Source organism: Pseudoalteromonas sp. S2893, from assembly GCF_005887105.1.
GTDB classification, from domain to species: domain Bacteria; phylum Pseudomonadota; class Gammaproteobacteria; order Enterobacterales; family Alteromonadaceae; genus Pseudoalteromonas; species Pseudoalteromonas atlantica.
The window spans coordinates 109,966-132,925 of record NZ_PNCY01000010.1 but is presented as its reverse complement, the minus strand read 5'-3'; the positions used below and the strand labels follow the sequence as shown (position 1 = coordinate 132,925).

Here is a 22,960-nt window from a genome sequence, read left to right as displayed (position 1 = left end):
TAGGCATGGCCGTAGCTGCCAATAAGCGCCCTGTAATGACCCTTTTTTCTGGTGCTAACTGTATGTATAGCCACCAAGTACGTATTGTACTTGCAGAAAAAGGTGTAAGTGTAGATATTCATTTGGCTGAAAAGGATAACTTGCCAGAGGCACTTCACGAAATTAACCCTTACGGTACAGTACCCACACTGATTGACCGTGAGCTTGGCTTATATCAGGCAAACATCATCATGGAATACCTTGATGAACGTTTCCCTCATCCTCCACTAATGCCTGTGTATCCGGTAATGCGTGGTCGTAGCCGTTTAATGATGCACCGTATTGATACTGATTGGTACAGCCTTGCTGAAAAAATCATTAACAATACAGCAGATGCTGCACAAGCTCGTAAAGAGTTAACTGAAGCGTTACTTGCAATTGCACCAATCTTTAACGAAGCTCCATACTTTATGAGTGAAGAGTTTAGCTTAGTAGATTGTTATTTAGCACCACTATTATGGCGTTTACCAGAGTTTGGTATTGAGCTTAATGGCTCTGGCGCTAAAGAGCTAAAAGAGTACATGATCCGCTTATTTGAGCGTGAGTCATTCCAAGCTTCTTTAACTGAAGCAGAGCGTGAGATCCGTTTATAATGACGCCTAATCGTCCTTATTTACTACGTGCTTTTTTTGATTGGATCGTAGATAACGACTGCACACCACATTTAGTGGTTGATGCGCAGTACCCAGCAGTACAAGTGCCTACGCAGTTTGTACAAGATGGCCAAATAGTGCTTAATATTAGCCCTTCTGCCGTTACTGGGTTTTCGTTAGATATGGAACAACTAAGCTTTAATGCGCGCTTTGGCGGACAGCCAATGCAAGTATATGTGCCTTTAGGTGCGGTACTTGCTATTTATGCGCGTGAAAATGGCGAAGGAACAGTCTTTACTGCAGATGAGTTTTTAGAGGACGAAGACGATTTTGCACCTGACCTTGAAAGTGTGGAAACATCAGATGAAACTATTGATGAAACCCCGCCAGAAAAGCCAGAAAAGAAAAAAGGCTCACATTTACGCGTCATCAAGTAACGCTTAAATACAAAAAAACCGCTAATTAAGCGGTTTTTTTATGTGCCTTTTAAAAGGCTTTTTATGTATTTTATAAATATTCAAACACTTTAATAACGCGCTCTACACCCGATACATTGCGTGCAATGTTAACCGCTTGGTTAGACTCAGATTCAGATACTAATCCCATTAAAAATACTTCAGCGTTTTCGGTCACTACTTTAATATTATTACTCGGTATGTCTTTAGCTGTTAAAAGCTGCGCTTTTACTTTAGAGGTTAGCCACGAATCGTGTGTTTGTGTGGTAATACCAATATTTGAGCCAATTCTAATTTGGTTATGTATTTTACGTATACCTGAGAGCCCCTCAATGCTCTGCTGAGCTTGGTTTTTCATTTCTTGATTGGCAACCTGACCTACCAGTAAAACAATGCCATTAACGCTTATAGCGTCTACATTAGCGAACTTTTCTAGTCGTTCAACTTCACTAAGCGCAATGCTGGCTTTAATTTCTATATTATTGTCGTCTATTTGCGATCCAATGGTGCGGCGATCATTTGCTGCTGTTACTGCACCAGCTGTTCCTGCAACCACTGCGGCTGCACAGCCTTGCAGTAAAACAACAGTACCTAAAACAATAAGAGAGCGTTTAAACATAATTTTCATCCTGCGGGAAAAGAGTTAAATCAACCAGTTCACTTAAGCAATGTAAGTTAACTAAGTGAGATTCAATAATGCGGCTAGGGCGCTTAGAAGGCGTACGAATTTCTACATCATTAGGGCCTAATAAGCCAACGAGTTCTCCACCATCGTCACCTACCATCACTATGACCTTCATATCTTTAGTAAGTGCAGCTTCTACAGCAGAAATAATATGTTTTTCATTGCCATTAATTGCTAACGCAAGCAGTAAGTCGCCTTGTTGTGCAAAGGCACGTACTTGGCGAGCAAAAGTATCATGTTCATCTACTTGGCTACTTTGCCCTAAATTGATGTTTTCTTGAGATAGCGCAATAGCAGGTAAACAGGGGCGCTCTGTTTCGTAGTGATTAACTAATACGCCGGCCATGTGTTGCGCTAGCATATGGCAGTTTGCCGTGCCACAGCAAAGGAGTTTGTTACCATTAATTAAACTTTGTGCAATGGTAAATGCCGCAGACTCTAGTGCGCTTGGCAGTACTTCGCCTGCTGCTATTTGTACTTGAATGCTTTCTGTAAAAATTTCTTTAATTGTATCTTGCATAGACTACCAATAATTTATTCGTCATTTTTGTTTGTTGCTGGGCGTTTTACTAATCTGTTTGCGTGGTGTTAAAGTACGCTTTTGATCCAATTTATATTACCAGAGCCTTCACCTGTAATGGCAACGTAGTCGACTCTTATAGGCTGATTAGTTAAGTTTTTTGCTGCCAAGTAGTGATAAATAGTGCGTTTTAATCGTGCTTGTTTTTGTGCGCCAAGGGCATAATTTGCACCGCCTCTCGCATTGTTTTTACGAAACTTAACTTCTACAAATACAAGCGTATCGCCGTGTTTCATAATCACATCAAGCTCACCAAAGGGGCAATAATAATTACGCTCAATAGGCGTAAGCCCTTCACGAGTTAAGTATTTTTCTGCTTGGCGTTCATAGTACTGGCCTTTTTCTCGGCTATTTTGCCACAGCTCTTTAAACCACGACATAGCCGCTCCAGATTAATCAAACGTAAGCGTAGTGCTTTCGTTGGCTGATTGCATAAATAAAGGCACGGGCTGCTTTGTTTCTAGCTGTACGGCTTTTATGCGTCTATTTGTGTATTGTGCCCAATCAAGCGTACGCTCTATGTGTCCGCTTGTATTTACCGAAAGCTTCCCACTTAAACCTGTAAACTTATTACCGGGCATTACACTCAGTTGCCTAATGTCGCTTAGCACCGATACGGCATCGTAAGCCATTGCAAATAGGCGTTGGCTTATATCGGCATTTTCAGGCCACAGCGTGTTGTATTGGTTGCGTAAATTATGTTGTTTAACTGTCGCATTAAGCATCCACGGAAGCTCTGTAAAGTAAAGCCCTTCTAAATCGCCTTTATCGGTGCGATCTATTTGTTTACTATGGCTTTTAGAGCTAGCATAAAGCGGGATCCGCTGTGCAAAAGTACTTACATTTACATCTAAATAAGGTTTTATTAGGCGTGTTTCTATAGCGTCGCCTAAAATGTAAATCGCATCAATATCGCTACGAGAGCGGGTTTCACTTTCTACTTCTTGTTTAAATAAAGACTTAACCGTTTTAATACGCTGCTTAGATTTATCAACCTCTAACAAGCTTGTAATTGTGTTTGGCATGTCTTTGTTATCGTTATAAAACCCAATTTGCGGTTTTGTTTCGCTATAGCGCTGCCACTGAATATTAAAGTAATCAACCAAACGCTGACCATTGGCATTATTAGGCGCTAATAACATAGGCTTTTGATAACCTTTAGCTAAAAAGTGCTCCAGCGCTTGCTGCACTTCATGCTCAGGGTTTAAAGCAAAAAAGTAATGTTGCAGCGAGAGTCGCTCACCATCAAATGTATTTAAGTGTAATGTTGGGGTATCAATAAGTGTTTTAGCTTGCGCAAGTTTATCTATATTCGCTTTTAATAATGGCCCAATCACAAAGTCTGGATTAAATTGACTCAGCTGCTCGCTTAGCTCTTGGGTTGAAAGGTTCTCATCTATAAAAACAGTGTCGTTAATAGTTTGCTTATCAAGCCCTGCCAAAATGCCGGCTTTTAGGGCGTCACCTAAACGCTCATTTGCGCCTGATTGCGGTAAAAGTACAGCTAATCGCTCTATATTAACTGGTGCTAGGTCGGCTAGGGCTTCATCTTGCTCGGGTAAAATAGCTACGGCAGGGTGGCCAGGGTAGCGACGGCGCCAATTATTAATGGCTTGGTCAAGCTCTACACCGCTATTTGCATATACTTGGTGGTATAAAGCTAAGTTAGTCCAACCTTGCTGAATAACAGAGCCACGATTAAAGCGCTCCAGCGCATAAGAAGACAGCTTTGTTAAGTTATCCCACAGCGCACTTTGTAGAGCAGGGATCTCAATATTATTTTTATTCGCAGTTTCTGAGGCTCTAAAAAAATAAGGAGCGGCGCGCTTAGGAAAGTTTTGCGATGCATATATGCTAGCAGTTAAATATTGATGCCAAGCAAAGTGTTCAGGCTGTTTAAGTTGGCCATCGAGCGATTGCAAAATAACGAGCGCTTGGTCGTTTTTATTTTGCTGCTTTTGTGCATAAGCAATGTATAAGCGGTTTTGAATTTTATCTACACTTGGGGTTTGCTCAAGCTCATTACAAATGTTTTCAAGTAACGGCCAGCTTTGCTCCGAAATAGCCGCATCACGCGCACTATAAAGCAATTGAATTTTGTCTGCACCGGTACGATTAAGCGCTAATTTATAAATAGCATCGGCACTGGTTGCTTGATTTTGCAGCGCATTCGCACTGGTATTAATGCTATCGCTATTTTTAGTTGGTTTTTCGGTTGTGCTACAGGCCGATAACCCTGACAATATAATTAATAGACTAACAAGTTTAAGTCGCACAATGATTTCCCAATACGTTAACGCGATTTGCTTATATTACTGACTGACGCAGGAGACCTCAATGTTAAATGAGGAGAATTCACAGAAAATTGGCACTCTTTACATTGTTGCCACCCCAATTGGCAATTTTGACGACTTAAGCCAGCGTGCCATCGCGACATTATCGCAAGTTGACTTAATCGCTGCTGAAGACACGCGCCACACCGGTAAGCTACTAAGCCACTTTGGTATAAAGGCTAAAACCTTTGCATTACATGACCATAACGAAAAACAAAAAGCGCAGCAGATTATTGATTGGCTAAACGAAGGCAAAAATATCGCGCTAGTTTCAGATGCCGGCACGCCACTGATAAGCGACCCAGGTTATGCCGTTGTAAACCTGTGCCGCGAGCAAGGCGCGCATGTAACACCCGTGCCCGGTGCGTGTGCTGCTATTACTGCAGTGTGTTGCTCAGGCCTGCCAACAGATCGCTTTCAGTTTATTGGCTTTACACCGGCTAAAAGTAAAGCCCGCCAAGATTTTTTCATAGAAGCTGTAAACTCAAGCATTACCAGCATAATGTACGAAAGCACCCACCGTATTATGGCAAGCCTAGATGATTTAGAAGCAGCCTTAGGTAGTGAGCAACAAGTGGTATTTGCAAAAGAGCTTACCAAAACCTTTGAAACCTTTTTTAATGGTAGCGTAAGTGAGTTAAAGCAGTTTTTAACTGATGACCCAACCAAGCAACGCGGCGAAATAGTGCTCATGTTGCCAGGTAAACCAAAGCAAGTAGATGATTTACCGCCAGAGGCGCGTAAAATGCTGGCGCTACTTGAAAGCGAAATGCCGATGAAAAAAGCCTGTGGTATTGTCGCTGACTACTTTGGAATGAAGAAAAACGCCCTGTATAAAACAATTATTGACGAAAAAGAGTAAATCTTTACTGCGTACAAGGCACAGCTCATGTATACTGCGCGCCGAGTTAGCCAAGATAATCGCTGCCTGTGACGAAAATGATCAGGGGGAGGAAAGTCCGGGCTCCACAGGGCAGAGTGCCAGCTAACGGCTGGGGGGCGTGAGCCCACGACAAGTGCAGCAGAGAGGAGACCGCCAACCCTCGGGTTGGTAAGGGTGAAAGGGTGCGGTAAGAGCGCACCGGGCCACTGGTAACAGTTGGTTGCAAGGTAAACTCCACTCGGAGCAAGACCAAATAGGGTTCCTTATGGCGTGGCCCACGTTGGAACCGGGTAGGTTGCTTGAGCCATAGAGCGATTTATGGCCTAGACGAATGATTATCACTTTCTTCGGAAAGGACAGAACCCGGCTTATAGGCTAACTCACTCATTCAACAAAAAAGCCCGCAGTTAACGCTGCGGGCTTTTTTGTGCCTAAAATTTGATGAAGTACTTTGTTGTTTTTTAAGGCTCAGGCTGTCCTTTTTTAAGTCGCTTACTGAGTGCTGGCTGGGATATACCGAGTAGTTGCGCTGCCATTGATTGATTTGAGTTGCTACGTTTCATCGCTTCTGCCACTAGTAATTCTGCGGCTTGTTTTAAAGTGGGTAGCGTTGATGTTGACTCAAATAACGGCTTGGCAAGCTGAGCTTGCATATCTAATTTGGGCACGGCGCTGCGTACGCTTTCAAACGCTTTCATAGACAGTGCGCCACTTTGGTGGGTGCTCATTGCATCAAAGGCCATGGCGCGCAGCTCTCTTATATTGCCAGGGAAAGCGTAGTTTTCGAGTAAAATTAATAATTCTTTTGGAATACTTGCCACCGGTTTATTAAATTCTTGTGCGGCAAGCGTTAAAAAGTGCTCGAGTAATAAGGCTATATCTTGCTTGCGCTCTCTAAGCGGCGGAATATTTACATGATGAATTTTTAAACGATAGTATAAGTCGTTTCTAAATTCGCCATTTTCTTTTTTAGTGAGTAAGTTTTGGTGGGTGGCTGCAATAATGCGCGCGTTGATGCGCTTTGGGGTATCGCTGCCTACTGGGTAATATTCGCCTTCTTGCAAAAGCCTTAATAGCTTTACTTGCGAGGCCAGGTTTAAATCGCCAATTTCGTCAAGAAATAGTATCCCGCCTGATGCGCGTTCTATCATGCCTTTGCGGGCTTGCTCAGCGCCTGTAAAAGCGCCTTTTTTATGGCCAAATAAGGTATCCGAAAATAAGTTATCGTCAAGGCCAGCTACGTTTACACACACAAGCTCGCCACTGCAGCTACTGGTTTCGTGAATGGCTCTGGCTATAAGCTCCTTTCCTACGCCGCTTTCTCCGGTAATTAGAATAGGTTGTTGGCTATTTGATATAGACTCAATGTAATTAAACACCGAATGCATTTGATGATCCACACTAATAATTTTAGAAAACGCAGGATGCAGGCTTGTTTGGTTTTCTAGCAGATAGCCGCGCATGGCTTGGTTTTCTAGGTTTAGCTCTTGAAAACGCACCACTTGCATTATGCTATTACTTAGGCGTTCTGGATCTTCTGTTTTTACATGATAACCATAAGCACCTAATTTTATACATTTTACAGCGGCTTCTACTTGGTTAATGCCGCTGATGATCACCACCGAAATATGCGGAAAAAGCTCTGTAATTTGCGCTATAAGCTCATCGCCACTGATATGTGGCATGTTTAAATCAAGCAATACAACGCGAACATTTCCTTGGTTTAGTTTGGCAATTACATCGCGGCTATCATTACATTGTACAATGTTGTTAATGCCGCAGTAGCGCTCTATTGCAAACGATATGCTTCGTAAAAAGCTGTTGTCGTCATCACAAATGAGGACCTCAAAACTAGGATATAAATTAGTATTCATAGTTCACTCTCGTGTTGTAATAAGGGTAGTGATAGCTTTACTTTTGTGCCTTTACCGAGGGTTGATTTAAAGGTGAGTTGGCCTTGGTGATCTGCCACGATCCCCGCTGATACAGAAAGCCCTAAGCCGGTGCCGCCAGATTGTCGTTTGGTGGTATAAAAGGGGTCGGTGAGCTTAATTAAGTGCTGTTGATCAATGCCTACGCCTTGATCTTCAATGCTCAGCACAACCTGATTGTGTTTAGTATGGAAATAGCTGGTGATAATAATTTTTTGCGATTTGTCTTCAAGTGCTTGGCAGGCATTTAAAATTAAATTTACGATTACCTGCTCAATGCGGCTGCCGCTGCCTTTAAACGCAGGCAGTGAGTTGGCTAAGTTAACCTCTAAGTGGTTTGTCGAGTTTTTAATTTGATTTGTGACTAAGCGAATAGAGCGGTTTGTTAGTAGGTTTAAATCTAGCTGCTCAGTTTTCTCGTGCGATGCTTCACCTTTTACGGCAAAGCTTTTTAAATCCTCTACTATGCCTTTTACCTTGTTACTGGCAATGTGCATATCGTCTAAAATTTCTGGCAGCATATGTTTAAAGCGCTGATAGCTTACACCGGCAACAAGAAAATCGCCTTGGCGTGATTGATGCTCATCTAGTATGTCTGTTGCATCTTCAAAGGCTTCTTTTATAAACGGAAAATTTAACGTTAAAATACTACATGGGTTATTAATTTCGTGAGCTACTCCCGAAACCAACACCCCCAATGAGGCCATTTTATCTGCATGAAGTAGCTGTAACTGCTGGGCTTGTAGCTCTTTGGTGCGGCTTTCTACTTTTTTGCGCAGGGCTTTGTTCCAAATTATCACCACGGTACTAATTAGTAGCAGCACCACTACACATATACCCGCTATTACGCCGGCTTTAGACCAAGGTGATACGTTTAACGGGCCAAACCATTTATCGTAAATTTCTTGCTGGCGGCCGGTGTTTTTTAAAATAGCTAAGCCTTGAGTAAATTGCGATAACAGCGCTTCATCTGCGGTTTTAGTGGCATAGCCATAAAGCCGGTTTCTTTCTAGGCTAGAAATAGCAGTGATGTTTGATAGCCCCAATTTTTTACTTAAATATAAACCGGGTAAGTTTGAAACCACTGCAAAGTCATAGCGGCCAGAGGCAAGCAAACGCAGGGCATCGGCATGGGTTTCAACCGGTATAAGGGTAATGTTTAAGCCTGAGTGGTTAAGCATATCAAATGCCGAGCCATTGCTTTGTACAATAACGCGGTAGTTTTCAAGCTCGCTGTAGTGCGTTATTTTAGGGCTATTGTCGCGCGCAAATATAGAGTGGTTAACAAACGTGTGCGGGCTAAAGTTATACAGATCGGTGCGCTCGGGTGTGGCGGCCATGCCTTGTAAAATATCCACATTTCCACGGTCAAACTCGGCTCTTATTTCGGCCCAGGGCATTAGCTTTATTTTTATATTAAGCCCCATTACAGCGGCTATTTCTTGGCTAAGTTCTACGTTGTAACCTGTAAGTTCACCATCTTCGTTAATAAACTCATAAGGGGGGTAGTTAAAATCTCCGCCCACTATAATTTGTTTTGGCTGCGATAAGTTAGCTTGTGCAATGCAGTTTAGGCTATTGAAACCCAGTAGGCTTAGTAGCGCTATTTTTAATACATAAAACCAAGCGTTTTGTTTAATAAACAAGTGAGTAAACCTCTGCATTTTTCAGTTGTGGTAGTGCGTTAGTAAATTGTCTAAACAGTACAAATAAAATGGCGTTTATGTTCCTTTTACAGCCGCAAAAAGGTCGTTTTTAGTTGGCAGCAGGGGACTATAGTCTGTATTTTAATTTTATATAAATTAGGTACTAACGAATTTATCATGGTTTTAAGTCTTATCTATTTATACTTTAAACTAAATAAGAATAAATTAATTGTTAATTAAGGTTTTTTGTAAGGCAGTTATGTCTTTTTAAGGCTGTTTAATAAAATAAAAGCGATTTAATATCGGCTATTAAATCGCTTTTATTGGTTGGGCCTATTTAGAGGATGTTGACCTGTGTAGATTAACGTTTTTCAAGCTAGGGCAGTTTAAGCAAGGCGCTTGGCTTTTAAGCGAGTAGGCTAATAATCGCTTTTGCTAAATACTAAACTCACTACTGTAATTTTAATCACGATTGGTCAACATGCCTTAGTACTAAAACTTCATGTTTAGGTTTACTTGAATGCGATCGCGGCCATTGTTGTTAGTGGGTATATCGTTATTAATATTATCCACGCTAAACCACCTTAAATCGGCATTTAGGTTCTCTGCAATTTTGTAATCTAGCTGTACGCGTGTGCCTTTAATATTGGTATAAGAACCCGGAGTATTAGTTTGCGTAAACGCGCCGTTCATAGGCAATGCATAGGCTTCGGTACGTAGCACGTAAAAACGCAAGCCAAACTGTTTATTAATTTGATAACGAGCATGTACAGTAAACGCTGTATTTTCGCTGTCGGCTTCACTTGTGTAGTAATCGGCTGCAAAGCGCACTGCGCCATAACGTACATCAAGGTTATAGGTCATTACGTTGCCTGCTTGGTCATCATCAAGACCCGACTCAGCACTGGCATAGGCCGTATCTGAGGCGCTAACAAAAATTCCGCCAATACCGGCTTTAACGTTAATGTTATTAAAACTTGTAGCATATACACCTTGTAATTGTTGCCAGCTAGCATCGCGCTTGCCTTCGCCATTATCGACGTTTTCTTCAAGAATAATATGCCCCGCATTAACGCTAAACGTATTGTTACTCCAGTTAGCTTGTACACCTTCTAGCGCTATATCGTCACGAAAAAGCAGCTCTGATGAATGCATATAAACGGGTGCCGCTTTACCAATATATACTTGGGTGTTACTAAGCCCTGTGTACTTCATAAAGGCGCGGTCTAAACCAAAGTCATCGTTATCGCTGGTATCGGTGATACCAAAAGTTTGATGGGTTGAATCGTGTTGGCTTGAGGTTGTTCTAAAGCGCATTTGCGCTGACCAGTTATCGGTAGCCGCGTATTTAATACCAAATCGGGCACGCAAACGGGCGCGGCTTGTTGAGTCAATTGTATCGCCTTCGGTGCGCTCAAAGCGCATACGCATATCGCCAAATAGCTTAACGGCTTCAAGGCCATTTAAACCTTCAATTGTAATATCTGCGTGGGCAGGTTTAGCTAAGGCAATAACACCTAATGCAACGGGTAAATAGATAAGTTTACTAGTCATGGTTTGTTCTCTATAAAATTACTAAATCGAGGGTTATTGCTTAGCGGGTTGAGCCGCTGTGTTGTCTTGGTTGTAAAGGGTTTCGTCAAGCTCGCCTTCGCTTTTGCCAATTAATAAAGTAACCATTAAATCGCCAGTTACATTTATGGTAGTGCGCGCCATATCTAAAATTCGGTCAATACCGGCAACTATTGCAATGCCTTCAAGTGGTAAGCCAACGGTGGTCAGTACTAGCGAAAGCATAATAAGGCCTGCACCGGGTACACCAGCGGTGCCTACAGAGGCTAAAGTAGCTGTAGCTATAATGGTTAAGTAATCTGTTGTGGTGAGGTCAATACCAAAGGCTTGGGCAATAAACAGTGCTAATACGCCTTGGTATAAAGCGGTGCCATCCATGTTAATTGTGGCGCCTACTGGCAGTACAAAGCTTGATACAGTTCGCGATACACCTAAGTTTTGGGTGGCGCATTTAATGCTGGCAGGTAAAGTACCTGAGCTACTTGTGGTGGTAAAAGCAATAATTTGCGCTTCAATAATACCTTTATAAAAACGCTGTGGATTAAGCTTGCCTAGTAGGCCTACAAAGCCGCCACCCAACACTAAAACGTGAATAATGCAGCCTAGGTACACTAAGCCAATTACTTTTATAAGTGGCAGTAATACATCCAGTCCGTACTTGCCAGATACCCAAGCCATTAATGCAAATACACCATATGGCGCCAGCTTCATTACAAGCTCAGTCAATTTGTACATTGCATCGGCTAGGCTTTCAAACATTTTGCTAGCGGGTTCGCCTTTTTCACCAATTAGGTTTAAAGCAATGCCTAAGCTCAACGCAAACACAATAATCTGCAAAATATTACCTGAGGCTAATGAGCCCACTGGGTTTTTTGGTACTAAACCTACAATGGTGTCTACTAAGGTAGGGCTTGGTTTAGCATCAGCGACTGTGGTTGCAACCATATTTAAGCCTGCGCCAGGTTCAAACAACAACCCAAGGCCCAAACCAATCGAAATAGCTACTGCGGTGGTGGCTAAATAAAATACGATTGACTTAACACCAATACGACCCATTTTAGTGGTGTCTTTCATTGAGGTAACACCAACAATTAATGAGCAAAATATAAGCGGTACAATTAACATTTTTATGGCGCTAATAAATAGCTGGCCAATTGGTTTTATATATTCAGCATTATTGCCTAACAGCATGCCGGCAATAATACCCGCTATCATACCTATGAGTATTTTTAGCCAGAGCGCCATTTTTTTAGGCTCGTTGTTATTAATACTTGTTGTACTGGTCATAGTGTTATTCCAATTATTTATAATATTTAGTGGGAGCTATTTAACTTTTGCTTAGGGCGTTAACGCGCATATTGCACCGGCACGTGCACAGGCCACACAAGGGGCTTGCAATTTTATGGACAAGCTTTCGTTAGCCTTTTTAGATAGGGGTTGTTTGTACACGTGCATAATTAAGCTCTAAAGTTGTTAGATTATTGTTATTGCATTAATAATGCCAAGCACGGTTTTGTTAATAACGTATTGAATGTTATTGATTTTATTGTTTTTGGTTGGTGGTTTGTTAATATAACTTTTTGAATAATTATTAATAATGAAAGGCGGGTTAAAGGCGGCTTAAATGATGGTTTATAAATAACTTATTTAAAATCAATAATTTGACAGGTGTATAACTTTTATTATTGATATAACAAAAGTTATATTTAATGCATTAATTAATCATATTTTTTGATTTTTTAGGGTTTAAAACATTATTAAGTTGTAAATTGGCAGTATGTGGTTTTATTTTTTCTTATACGTTTAGCTTAGATAATATTTTTACCCTGTTCAGGATCCCGTGATTTTTCGGCTTGATCACGAATTTCGTCGGTATCACTACTTACATCATCAACCGTTTCATTTTGCTGCTGCAGCTGCTTAGAGCTTTGCTGAGCAGTTAAAGGTTGCTCAGCTTTGTTGGTGGGCTTTTGTGTATCACTCTCATCAGGTGCACTGAGTAAAATACGCTCGCGGGCATCATCTGGCATACTGATGTTTTGCGCTGTAAATTCGGTTACTAGCTCACGCATTAACTGCGAGGCCACTTTTAACGGACTATGTTGTTCGCTGTTAACCCAAAAAAACAGATTAAAGTTAATTGTTGAGCTGCCTAAATTATTGATCAGCACTTGTGCTGGTGGCTCAGTAATCACACCCGCTTGCTTGTTTGCAATTTCAAGGGCGAGTGTTTGGCAGTAACGAATATCGTTATCGTAACCTATGCCAATCACCACCTTGGCACGCATTTTTGGATTTGCAGTTAGGTTTTTAATGGTATTTTTATAAACCGTGGCGTTAGGTATTTGTATATGGTTGCCATCGTAATCAACTAAGGTGGTTGCGCGAGCGGTGACCTTTTTAACCACACCTAAGCGGCCATCGACTTCTATTACATCGTCTATTTTAAATGGCCGTTGGACACTCAACAGCAAACTAGCAATAAAGTTCTCTGCTATGTCTCTAAAGGCAAAGCCCAATATTAAGCCTATTAATCCGGTACCGCTCATAATGGCAATAGCAAATTCGGTAAGTCCTGCTAAACGTAAAAATAAATACACGCCCAGCAATAAAATTAAAATGCTAATCCCGCGTTTAGCCACTAAGTGCACAAGTTTACTGTCGGTCATATAAATGAGCGGTTTTACTAACAGCTTAGACAAAGGACTGGCGACAAAGTAGCTAATAGTTAAAAGTATAAAACCTAATAAAAGAGTGGGTAATATTTGCGCTGTTGCGTGAAGTAATTGCAAACTTTGGGCGTATAAATACTGCCAACTGAGCACGCTTTCTGGGGTGTTTAAGGCATTCACAGCCGTGGTGTTCACTGCAATTAGCATAGTTATAAGGCTGTTCATGGCGTATTACCTTGGTATTTTAAATAATCTAGCAAGCAGCAAGTTTAATACCAATGCCATAAGCACAGCTTGGCAAACTTTTTGCTCGATAATAGGCTAAAAAGGAGCAAACAATGAGCAAACCTAAACGGGGACAACATGCCGAGCAGCCAGTGCACATTCCGGTTATTGGTTGGTGGGACATAGCCAAACGTATTTTTAAGCAAATGAGCCAAGACAACTTATCGCTGGTTGCAGCGGGCGTTGCGTTTTATGCCTTACTTGCTATTTTTCCTGCTATTGCTGCAATGGTTTCTGTGTATGCGTACTTTTCATCGCCCACCGATATTAGTGAACACCTGAGTAAAATAGTTACCTTATTACCGCAAAGCACGAGCGATTTAATTTTATCTCAGGTCTCGAGCTTGGCTCAAACCTCTAACGCCAGTTTAAGCTTAAGTGCAATTGGTACACTTATTCTTACTATTTGGAGTAGCTCTAAAGGCAGCCAAGCGCTCATTACTGCCTGTAACATTAGTTATCATGAATACGAAAAACGCTCTTTTTTTCATGCTCAGTTAGTACGTTTTTTATTTTCGGTAGGGGCTATTTTAGTGGCTATTTTTGCTTTGCTAATTATAGGTATTTTACCCATAGTACTTAATTTAGTGGGCTTAAAAGAAAGTATAGACTTACTAATAAAGTTAATATCGTGGCCATTACTCGCCTTTATGTTTAATTTTGCGTTGGTGCTTTTGTATCGCTATGCACCACACCGAAAACCCGCTAAATGGCGCTGGATCACACTTGGCTCGTGTATTGCGACTGTATTATGGATTTTAGCCTCAATTGGTTTTTCGTTTTATGTGTCTCACTTTGCAAGCTACAACGAAACGTATGGTTCGTTAGGCGGGGTAGTGATTATGCTAATGTGGCTCTATATAAGTGCCTATATTATTACGCTTGGGGCGGTAATAAATGCGGCAACCGAACAACAAACAGCGAAAGATAGTACCAAAGGCCCCGCTAAAGAACGCGGTAAACGCGGCGCCTATGTTGCTGATCACCTTGATGTAGATGAGCCGACAAACTCTTAGCCGGGCTCGTTATTGCACAAGCTTATGAGATGCTGAGTAAATGCTTGGCCAACGGGGCCTAAACGGTCATTGTCGGTGCACATTAAATAAAGCTTTAAGGAGCGGGTTGTTCCTTGCTCTAAATTAAGGGGCTTAAGTGTGTTGTTTTTAAGATAAGGTTTAATTTGTGCACTAGGCAGCCATGCATAACCAAAGTTTTGGCTAACCATATCAATAGAGTTACGTAAGTGACTTACTGTCCAGCGCATATCAGCCCCAAGCCAGCCGTCGTCGTGGCTGGTGTGGGTGGCCGAATCGCGAACAACTATTTGCCTGTGTAATTTAAGCTCTCTGTAGGTCAGTGGTTCAGTGCGCTGGTGCAGGGGGTGATCAGGGTGCGCAACGGCAATAAATTCTATATCGCACAAGCTATGGCAATTAATGCCATAAAGCGCAATAGAGGTAATTGCTAAGTCGACCACTGCATTGGTAAGTAATTCGTTTGCGCCATTAAGTACGCTTTCTATCAGTTCTATTTTTACCAGCGGGTATTGCTCATTAATATGGCTTAGCGCTTGGTACAATAAATGCTGCGGAAACACTTCATCTACCGCTATTTTTAATGTGCTTTCAATACCTTCGCTTAATGTATTAGCAACCGATTCTATTTTGCTGGCTTCATCTATTAAAAATTCGGCGCGGCGCAATATAAGCTTACCGTTTTCGGTTAAATACGCTTTACGGCCTTTTACTTCAAGCAATTTTACTTGCAGTGCCGACTCTAACTTTTGCACTGCATGGTGCACGGTTGATTGGCTTTTAAATACCGCGCTGCTAGCACCGGCAAACCCACCATGCTCTACAACAGCTTTAAACATTCTCCATTGCTCGAGTGTTGCCTTTGCCATTTTAAACCTTGTTACTACTTACTATTGATTAAACTACCTGACCGTGTAGGCACTCTATTTATTGCGTAACTACTTATTTATTATTGGCAATAACCATTTTTTTGCTGCTCAGCAACGTCATAAACTCTTTTTTAGGCACTGGCTTTGAAAACAAATAACCTTGCCCGTAGTCGCATCCTGCTTTTAGTAGTAGCTGCATTTGTTGCTGCGTTTCAATTCCTTCAGCAATAACTTTTAGGCCAAGCTGGTGGGCCATTACAATAATGGCTTCACATAAAGCAAGCTCTTGGCTCCCTGCTTTAATATTATCAATAAAGCGTTTATCTATTTTTAGGTAATCGGTATCCATTTCTTGCAGGTACGCGAGCGATGAATAGCCGGTGCCAAAGTCATCTAGCGCTAATTGCACACCTGACTGGACTAATGTTTTTAAGCGACTTTGAGTTAGTGGCTCTGGGTTAACCATAAGGCCTTCTGTGATCTCGGCCACAATAGAGGAGGCGGGTAGTTTGGCTGCTTTTAAAATCTCACACCAATCGTCAATTCCGCTATCGATTGTTGATAACTGCACAGGAGAGACATTTATACTAATTTGAAATTGCTCCCCCATGGTGGTGTTTATTTCTTTTAGGGTGTGTATTGCTTGTGTAAATACAAATTGGCCCAGCGCATTTATTTGCCTAGTTTCCTCTGCAAGCGGTATAAACGTCGCCGGCGAGACTAACCCCTTTTTAGGGTGATGCCAGCGAATAAGCCCTTCGGCTTTATGAATATGCAAATCGTTTAATGCCACAATAGGCTGATAAAATAGCTCAAATTGTTCAAGCTCTATGGCGGAGCGTAAATCTTTTAATAGCTGCATACGCGCTTGTGCATGAATACGCATATCTTTTGAAAAAAACTCAAACCCATTACGGCCGTTATTTTTAGCTTTATACATGGCTTGGTCGGCAGCTTTTAATAGCAGCTCTGTACTTTGGCCATCGCTAGGTGCGCATGCAATGCCCATACTAGCGCTAATAAATAGCTCCTCGTTTTCAAGCTGTATACTTGATGAAAGGCTTTGCAATATATTGCTGGCAATTTGGTTTATATGGCGACTGCTTTTAACGTGGTCGTATACAATCACAAATTCATCACCGCCAATACGCGCGACAAAACTGGCGTTTATTGCAGCTTGAATTATCCGTTGAGAAACTAACTTAAGTAGATTATCGCCATAATGATGGCCTAACGTGTCGTTAATATCTTTAAAGTGATCAATATCGAGCAGCATCACAACAAGTTCGCATTTGTCGCCTGTTACTTCATCAAAACGCTTATTTAAACGCTCTTTAAGCTCTAGCCTATTCGGTAAATCAGTTAAGTGGTCGAAGTGAGTTTTTCGCCATATGGTTTCATCGGCTTGTTTTTTTTCTGTTAGGTCGGTAAAAATGGCCACCCGGCGAGTAGGCATGTTTTTATCATCGTACACGGTATCTATGATCAGAAACTCGGTATAGGTGTCGCCATTTTTTTTACGATTAATTATCTCACCCTGCCAACGGCCAGTTTCTCTGAGCTCTGCCCACATTTTTTCATAAAATGCTTTTGAGTGTTTGCCAGAGGCTAAAATACGACTGGTTTTACCTATCGCTTCTTTTTTGCTGTATTGGGTTGTTTCGCAAAACGCAGGGTTTACGTCATAAATAATGCCGTCGGGGTCTGTAATCATCATCCCTTCACTACTATTACTGTAAACAAGCGACGCTAAATGAAGTGCTTTTTCGTTGACCTTTTTTTGGCTTATATCTCTAAGAACAATAATGTATTCATTATTAGTGAGTGCATTGATTCTTGCCTCAAAAAAGTGCTCTTTAGATTTTTTAAACAATGTAAACTCAATGGTTTGTGAACCCTCTAAAGTACCTAATTGAGAAAGCAGTAACTCTGCGTTGGCCTCAGAGAGTACATCAACTAATTTTAAAGCTTTGCCTGTCTCAACGTTTAGCACAGGGCTAATATAGCCGCCAATATAAAGGATTTTGCCTTGGGCATTTATACGTATGTAGGTATCGGGTAAAGCATTTAATAAGCTCATTAACTCGTTGTGCTTATTTTTTAATTTAGCCTCTGCAGATAGCCGGGTTTGTGCCATAACAGCAAAACGGTCATAAAGCGCGCGCAGCTCTGGGCTGTTGGGCTTTTTAATATGTTTGGGCATAGTGCCATTTGCCAGTTCATCTGTGGCTTTGGTTAAATTAGCGATAGGCTTAAATATACTTTGTTTAATTAAGCGCCTAGCGAGCAGCACCAACAGGGCAATAGCCGATAAAAACGCAAAAATGGTTTTAGCAAAGCTTTCATTCACTTTATTAATAAAGTCTTCAACCGAAACGGCTATATAAATATCTAAATTATTATCATGGCCGTCTTTGTATATTACTGAGCGATGAAAAACCTGGTTTTCGCCTTCTGCATTTTTAAACACGGTTAACGAGCTTTTATCGTGAAGTAAATCTATGTCGGTAATTTTTTGGCCTAAATTACGTGGTTGATTAGGGTAGTTGGCCAGTATTAAGCCATTAGAGTCGGCAATAACGGCCTTGGCATTGTTAGGTAATTTAGCTTCGCTTAAGGCGATATTCCACCAATTCAATGCAATAACGGTAACCAGTGTGCCTTTTAGTTGGTTATTACTATCTATAATTGGGTAGGCAAAATTGACACTTTGCGCTTGAATACTTCGGTCGTATTGAAAATACCCCACCGAAAAACTTTTATTACTAATGGCATTTTGAAAATAAGTACGATCGCTAATATTAATATTTTTACTACGACCATTTGTCACGCACTGTATGTCGCCATTTTTATCAACAATACCTATATTTGCAATATTCTTATAAAGGGCTTTTATTTCGTAAAAGTAATTAGGGCAGGTTGTGGGGAGTGTTTCATTTTTTGCTGTTTTATCGGCTAAATAAATAGTAATACGTCTAACATCATCAACCATTGTTTTTTGATGTTGTGTCAATTGCTTAGCTATATTTACTATTCTTTCTTCACTTTTTTCAATGGCAGCATCACGCTCATACCATAGCGTAAATACCGTCACAGCGGCACCGGGAATGCTAAGTAGGATGAGTAACCTGTAAAGCTGGCTTTTAAGCGATGAAGTAAAAATAAGTTTTCCTTAAGCTCTGCGTCCCTAAAAAGTGATTGTAGACATAAAAGCCAAAAATAACCATACAAAATATAGGGTTGCACTAAAAAGTTATTAGAAGTCAGCTTAAGTCTGTGTTTTTAATCATGAAGCTTATTATGCCAAATAAACGAATTATCAAAATAAACACTCAATTTTCTAAAAAGTAGAACGTTTTGCTCGATTTAAAGACATAGTCGTATTGTTTTATGAATGCTTTAATAAGCTCATTAATTAATCTACTACAGTATTTTAAATATGAACATAGCAAAAGTGTTAACTGCTTACGCCACCCAAGATGGTGATGGTGTAAACATAAGTCGGATACCTGGTTTTGATGGCAAATATCTCGACCCTTTTTTAATGATTGATGAGCTAAAGTCTAACAATGAAAGTGACTATATTGGCGGCTTTCCACCGCACCCTCATCGCGGCATTGAAACCTTTACGTACATTATTAAAGGTGGCCTTGAACACCAAGATCAAATGGGCAACAAAAAAGCGATCCGATCTGGCGATGTACAATGGATGAGTACAGGTAGAGGCGTAATGCACAGTGAAATGCCACTAACAGATGCAAAAGAGGGGCTGCATGGCTTTCAAATTTGGATCAATATGCCCAGTGGCGAAAAAATGCGCGCGCCACGTTATCAAGATACTACACAAAATCCAGCGCCTGAAGTCACTAACAAGCATGGCGTGAGCTTTAAAGCTCTTGCGGGTAATTGGCAGTTTGAAGATTCTACGTTAACGTCGAGTTTGCAAAGCTTAGCGGCCAATGCTGCACTGGCCAATGTTACTCTCCCCGTTAATACACGCATGCAGTTAGCAGGGCTTAAACAACGTAAAGTGATGATCTATGTTCATACAGGTGAGCTTATTACAGGTGACGAGCAAACATTTAATGCTGGCAAGTTGCTTATATTAAGTGAAAACAGTGACATTGATATATCTTCACAAAAGGGGGCGGGGATACTTATTTTAGCGGGTAACCCACTTGATCAACCTATTGCACATATGGGCCCATTTGTAATGACCACGCAAGAGGAAATTAAACAAGCGGTGCGTGATTATCAAAACGGCGAATTTGGCAACATTTAATAATTAATTGAGGAGGTTATTATGGGTTTATTAGTTGATGGTCAATGGCAAGACAAATGGTACGACACCGACTCGAATAATGGTAAATTTAAACGCGAAACAGCACAGCTTCGTAATTGGATCACAAAAGATGGCAGCCCTGGACCTACAGGGAGCGGCGGATTTAAAGCGCAAGCAAATCGCTACCACTTATATGTTGCCTTAGCGTGCCCGTGGGCGCATCGCACACTTATATTCAGACAGCTAAAAGGCCTAAGCGATATTATTAGCGTATCGGTAGTCAGCCCAGATATGTTAGATAAGGGGTGGAGCTTTGATAAAGATAACCTCAGTAGCGGCGATGATTTATTTAATAGTGAATACTTACATCAAATTTATACTAAGCACGATGAAAATTACAGTGGGCGAGTAACTGTGCCTGTGCTTTGGGATAAGCATCAAAATAAAATTGTTAGTAATGAATCTGCAGATATTATTCGTATGTTTAATACCGCATTTAATGAAATTACGAATAATACGGATGACTATTACCCACAATCATTACAAGCAGATATTGATGAAATTAACGACCTTGTTTATACCAATATTAATAATGGGGTATATAAAGCGGGTTTTGCAACTACACAAACAGCATACGAAGATGCATTTGCTGCGTTATTTAAAGCACTTGATAAAGTAGAGGGCATACTAAGTAAAAATCGTTACCTGATGGGGAGCACATTAACTGAAGCTGATTGGCGTTTATTTACCACACTCATTCGGTTCGATAGCGTGTATGTTGGGCATTTTAAGTGTAATTTACGCACTATTGAAAGCTACCCAGCGCTGAGTAACTATGTACGTGAGTTATACCAAATAGAGGGAGTAGCCAGTACGGTTAACCTTGAGCATATTAAGCGGCATTACTATTTTAGCCACACAATGATCAACCCAACGCAAATTATTCCAAAAGGGCCGGCGTTAAACTTTAGCCAAAATCATAATAGAGACAAGTTGGGCTAAGAGGTATTAGAAGGCATTAAAGTAAGTGGCAATTGCACTTTTAAAAAAGCTTTTATAAATGCAGTTGCTGCTATGCAAATAACTTTACCAGCCAGCCGTATTTTCGCACAAAGCTGGTTTCGCTTTTGCCAGCTTGAACCGTTGCTCCGGCTAAAAAAGCTGATGCCAATCCTACCTTGGTGGCTGCAAAGCGCTTAAAGCGGTACTTTATTGCTGCATGGTGCTGGCGCTTTAATGCATGCTGTAAATCCATTTGCTTATTTAACGTGTCAACGTTCTCATTGGGTTCTTTAATTAGAAAATTAACGAGCATAGTTATTTCCTTATAGATTTAAAAGTTGCTTTAAACTTTTAATCGTTTTACTAAAGCCAATTTTATTGCTTAGGTATACGGTATTTCGCCAAAGCCAAATTAAACAAATTATTTGCGCGAGGGCAGCAGTAGCAAAGCTAAGCCAAACCGAGCCAAATAAATCATATACACCGTAACCAATTGCACCTAGTAAGCCGGCCCACAACAAAATCAAACCACTGGCAAAACATCCTAAAAATATAGTGATCAACGCCATTGATCGTAACGACAGCTTCCACTCAGCCTTTGCAAGTTGGTGGGTAAGCTTTCCTTGCGTTTTATAATCCTCCTTGAGCTGGTCAGAGTATTCAATGATCTTTGCTATATGATCCTGCCAATCATCCTTTTGGCTAGGGTCATCAGTTGTTTGATTTTGAGCATTACCGTCCGTGGTTGCTGTTGTTTGTGAGCTACTCATTATTTATTACTTACGACGAAATAGTGACGTTACCAGCATACCCGCCGCAAAAGCAATACCCGCTGTTGCTAACGGATTTTCTGAGGCAAAAGCACGCGTTTTTGCGCTGCACTCAGTTAGTTTTTCACGAGCAATAAGTTGTTTTTCGCTTAGTGCTTCTGCAGAGCTTGAAGCGCCTTTACGTACGCTTGACTCAGCAACTGATGCCTTGCTTGAAAGTGCATCTACTGCATCGTGTGCAACAGACGTTGCTTTTTCAGTCAACGGTGCCTCACTCTCTTTTTGTTTAAGATCAGGTTTCATGTTTGTTTCAGTATTCGGTTTTGTATTTGTTGCAGTAGCCATAATCAATCCTTAATAAATAAAATAAAAAAATTTAACTGGTGCTATAGCAGATGCAACGATTAAACCAATCATTAAAAATAATTTAACCACTTGATTTTATTGTTTTTATATATTTAAGGTAGGGTGCGGTAGATTAAATAAAAAGCAGCATGAAGTAAGTATTGCTGCTGTGCTAAGTAAATTTTACATGCCTATAAACTAGATTCATTTTTTTGTAATTATTCATTGATTATTCAGTAAGCAAATTATGTAAACCAAACGTTATTAGCAATGCTTTAAAAAAATTTTATCTACTACCTCCACTTTTTCCCACGTAATTCAATCGCTTTGCGTAAAGCCTTATTTTTTCTAGCTTAGCGAGACGTTAAAGCTGGTCAGCTTACTTGACAAAAAGGCTTGTCAAGCCCTAAACTGGAGCACTGTGGTAAAAAGTGGTTTTTAGTGGATCTAACTGGATCAAATTAATCGAAACTCGATTACACAATTTAAAAGTAGGCTTTTTATGTTTCGTGGCGCTAGTTCACTGAGCTTGGATGATAAAGGACGTTTTGCGGTACCGACTAAGTACCGAGACGCTTTGCTGTCTGAAGATCAAGGAACGGTAATATGTACCATTGCGCTAAACGAGCCGTGTTTATGGTTGTATCCTCTTGCACAGTGGCAAGAAATAGAAAGCCGCTTATCTAAAATCTCTAATATGAATCCACGCGCTCGCCGAATGCAACGTATGTTGTTAGGTAATGCCACAGAGTATCAACTTGATAAAAATGGTCGAATTTTGCTGGCGCCTTCATTGCGTAGCCACGCAGAACTTGGCAAAAAGATCATGCTAGTTGGTTTAATGAATAAATTTGAAATTTGGGATGAAGCGCGTTGGCACGAACAAATGCGCCAAGACACTGAGTTGGAAAGGCTCGGGGATTTTGAAGCAAACCAAGATTTAGATAGTTTCACACTCTAACGGCACTAAAAAAGGCAAACACA

General features: G+C 40.9%; 21 protein-coding genes and 1 other RNA gene. 8 read left to right on the top strand and 14 right to left on the bottom strand.

Annotated features, from left to right (window positions below):
* Positions 1-5: 5 nt before the first annotated feature.
* Positions 6-632, top strand: coding sequence for a stringent starvation protein SspA (sspA, locus tag CWC04_RS06195; RefSeq protein WP_004589108.1), 627 nt, complete (start codon positions 6-8; stop codon positions 630-632).
* Positions 632-1,069, top strand: coding sequence for a ClpXP protease specificity-enhancing factor (locus CWC04_RS06190; protein WP_138684909.1), 438 nt, complete (start codon positions 632-634; stop codon positions 1,067-1,069). Before sspA ends, CWC04_RS06190 begins: the two co-directional genes overlap by 1 nt.
* Positions 1,070-1,139: 70 nt before the next feature.
* Here the strand turns inward: CWC04_RS06190 and dolP are convergent, their stop codons facing one another.
* From dolP to CWC04_RS06170, 4 genes are all read right to left on the bottom strand, one after another.
* Positions 1,140-1,706: a division/outer membrane stress-associated lipid-binding lipoprotein gene (dolP, locus tag CWC04_RS06185; RefSeq protein WP_004589110.1), complete on the bottom strand. Its 567-nt coding sequence runs from the start codon at positions 1,704-1,706 to the stop codon at positions 1,140-1,142.
* Entirely contained in the window at positions 1,699-2,292 is a 594-nt protein-coding gene (locus CWC04_RS06180; protein WP_004589111.1) for an SIS domain-containing protein, read from the bottom strand. The genes dolP and CWC04_RS06180 overlap by 8 nt, the downstream gene beginning before the upstream one ends.
* A gap of 68 nt (positions 2,293-2,360) precedes the next feature.
* The gene (locus CWC04_RS06175; RefSeq protein ID WP_004589112.1) at positions 2,361-2,732 is read right to left on the bottom strand and encodes a YraN family protein; all 372 of its coding nucleotides are present in this window, start codon (positions 2,730-2,732) and stop codon (positions 2,361-2,363) included.
* A 12-nt stretch (positions 2,733-2,744) separates the two neighbouring features.
* Complete coding sequence (locus CWC04_RS06170) at positions 2,745-4,628, bottom strand: penicillin-binding protein activator (RefSeq protein WP_138684908.1); 1,884 nt, start codon at positions 4,626-4,628, stop codon at positions 2,745-2,747.
* 61 nt (positions 4,629-4,689) lie between these two features.
* Here CWC04_RS06170 and rsmI point away from each other — a divergent pair, with 61 nt between their 5' ends.
* Complete coding sequence (gene rsmI, locus CWC04_RS06165) at positions 4,690-5,547, top strand: 16S rRNA (cytidine(1402)-2'-O)-methyltransferase (RefSeq protein WP_138684907.1); 858 nt, start codon at positions 4,690-4,692, stop codon at positions 5,545-5,547.
* A gap of 42 nt (positions 5,548-5,589) precedes the next feature.
* An RNA gene (gene rnpB, locus CWC04_RS06160) (RNase P RNA component class A) lies at positions 5,590-5,955 on the top strand.
* Between the two features lie 74 nt (positions 5,956-6,029).
* Here rnpB and CWC04_RS06155 read toward each other — a convergent pair.
* The 5 genes from CWC04_RS06155 to CWC04_RS06135 all read right to left on the bottom strand — a co-directional run bounded on the left by CWC04_RS06155 (position 6,030) and on the right by CWC04_RS06135 (position 13,596).
* Entirely contained in the window at positions 6,030-7,442 is a 1,413-nt protein-coding gene (locus CWC04_RS06155) for a sigma-54-dependent transcriptional regulator (protein ID WP_004589118.1), read from the bottom strand.
* A complete protein-coding gene (locus tag CWC04_RS06150) occupies positions 7,439-9,145 on the bottom strand; it encodes a transporter substrate-binding domain-containing protein (protein WP_171038563.1) in 1,707 nt (568 codons plus the stop codon). The genes CWC04_RS06155 and CWC04_RS06150 overlap by 4 nt, the downstream gene beginning before the upstream one ends.
* A 492-nt stretch (positions 9,146-9,637) precedes the next feature.
* The gene (locus CWC04_RS06145) at positions 9,638-10,699 is read right to left on the bottom strand and encodes a putative porin (RefSeq protein ID WP_121637960.1); all 1,062 of its coding nucleotides are present in this window, start codon (positions 10,697-10,699) and stop codon (positions 9,638-9,640) included.
* A 33-nt stretch (positions 10,700-10,732) separates the two neighbouring features.
* Positions 10,733-12,004, bottom strand: a complete 1,272-nt coding sequence (locus tag CWC04_RS06140; protein ID WP_004589122.1) for a dicarboxylate/amino acid:cation symporter — start codon at positions 12,002-12,004, stop codon at positions 10,733-10,735.
* Between the two features lie 521 nt (positions 12,005-12,525).
* A complete protein-coding gene (locus CWC04_RS06135; RefSeq protein ID WP_249326064.1) occupies positions 12,526-13,596 on the bottom strand; it encodes a mechanosensitive ion channel family protein in 1,071 nt (356 codons plus the stop codon).
* Between the two features lie 131 nt (positions 13,597-13,727).
* Here CWC04_RS06135 and CWC04_RS06130 point away from each other — a divergent pair, with 131 nt between their 5' ends.
* A complete protein-coding gene (locus CWC04_RS06130; RefSeq protein ID WP_004589124.1) occupies positions 13,728-14,690 on the top strand; it encodes a YihY/virulence factor BrkB family protein in 963 nt (320 codons plus the stop codon).
* Here the strand turns inward: CWC04_RS06130 and CWC04_RS06125 are convergent.
* Together CWC04_RS06125 and CWC04_RS06120 are read right to left on the bottom strand one after the other, a co-directional pair.
* Positions 14,687-15,577, bottom strand: coding sequence for a LysR family transcriptional regulator (locus tag CWC04_RS06125; RefSeq protein WP_004589125.1), 891 nt, complete (start codon positions 15,575-15,577; stop codon positions 14,687-14,689). The two genes, CWC04_RS06130 and CWC04_RS06125, sit on opposite strands and share 4 nt — an antisense overlap.
* Positions 15,578-15,650: 73 nt before the next feature.
* Positions 15,651-18,671: a bifunctional diguanylate cyclase/phosphodiesterase gene (locus CWC04_RS06120; RefSeq protein WP_138684904.1), complete on the bottom strand. Its 3,021-nt coding sequence runs from the start codon at positions 18,669-18,671 to the stop codon at positions 15,651-15,653.
* A 345-nt stretch (positions 18,672-19,016) separates the two neighbouring features.
* On the opposite strand from CWC04_RS06120, the gene CWC04_RS06115 reads away from it, so the two are divergent.
* Positions 19,017-19,859 (top strand): pirin family protein, encoded by an 843-nt coding sequence (locus tag CWC04_RS06115; protein WP_138684903.1) that lies wholly within the window; start codon positions 19,017-19,019, stop codon positions 19,857-19,859.
* 21 nt (positions 19,860-19,880) lie between these two features.
* Complete coding sequence (locus tag CWC04_RS06110; protein ID WP_138684902.1) at positions 19,881-20,861, top strand: glutathione S-transferase family protein; 981 nt, start codon at positions 19,881-19,883, stop codon at positions 20,859-20,861.
* Positions 20,862-20,931: 70 nt separating this feature from the next.
* Here the strand turns inward: CWC04_RS06110 and CWC04_RS06105 are convergent, their stop codons facing one another.
* Genes CWC04_RS06105 through CWC04_RS06095 form a run of 3 tightly spaced genes read right to left on the bottom strand, consistent with a single transcriptional unit; the run spans position 20,932 to position 21,976 of the window.
* A complete protein-coding gene (locus CWC04_RS06105) occupies positions 20,932-21,174 on the bottom strand; it encodes a hypothetical protein (protein ID WP_004589129.1) in 243 nt (80 codons plus the stop codon).
* A gap of 10 nt (positions 21,175-21,184) precedes the next feature.
* On the bottom strand, positions 21,185-21,631 hold the full coding sequence (locus tag CWC04_RS06100) for a threonine/serine exporter family protein (RefSeq protein WP_004589130.1): 447 nt from the start codon (positions 21,629-21,631) through the stop codon (positions 21,185-21,187).
* A gap of 6 nt (positions 21,632-21,637) precedes the next feature.
* Positions 21,638-21,976 carry a hypothetical protein gene (locus tag CWC04_RS06095; RefSeq protein WP_004589131.1) on the bottom strand — a complete coding sequence of 113 codons (339 nt, stop codon included), beginning with the start codon at positions 21,974-21,976 and terminating at the stop codon, positions 21,638-21,640.
* A 502-nt stretch (positions 21,977-22,478) separates the two neighbouring features.
* Here CWC04_RS06095 and mraZ point away from each other — a divergent pair.
* Complete coding sequence (mraZ, locus tag CWC04_RS06090; RefSeq protein WP_126008190.1) at positions 22,479-22,937, top strand: division/cell wall cluster transcriptional repressor MraZ; 459 nt, start codon at positions 22,479-22,481, stop codon at positions 22,935-22,937.
* Positions 22,938-22,960: the final 23 nt, after the last annotated feature.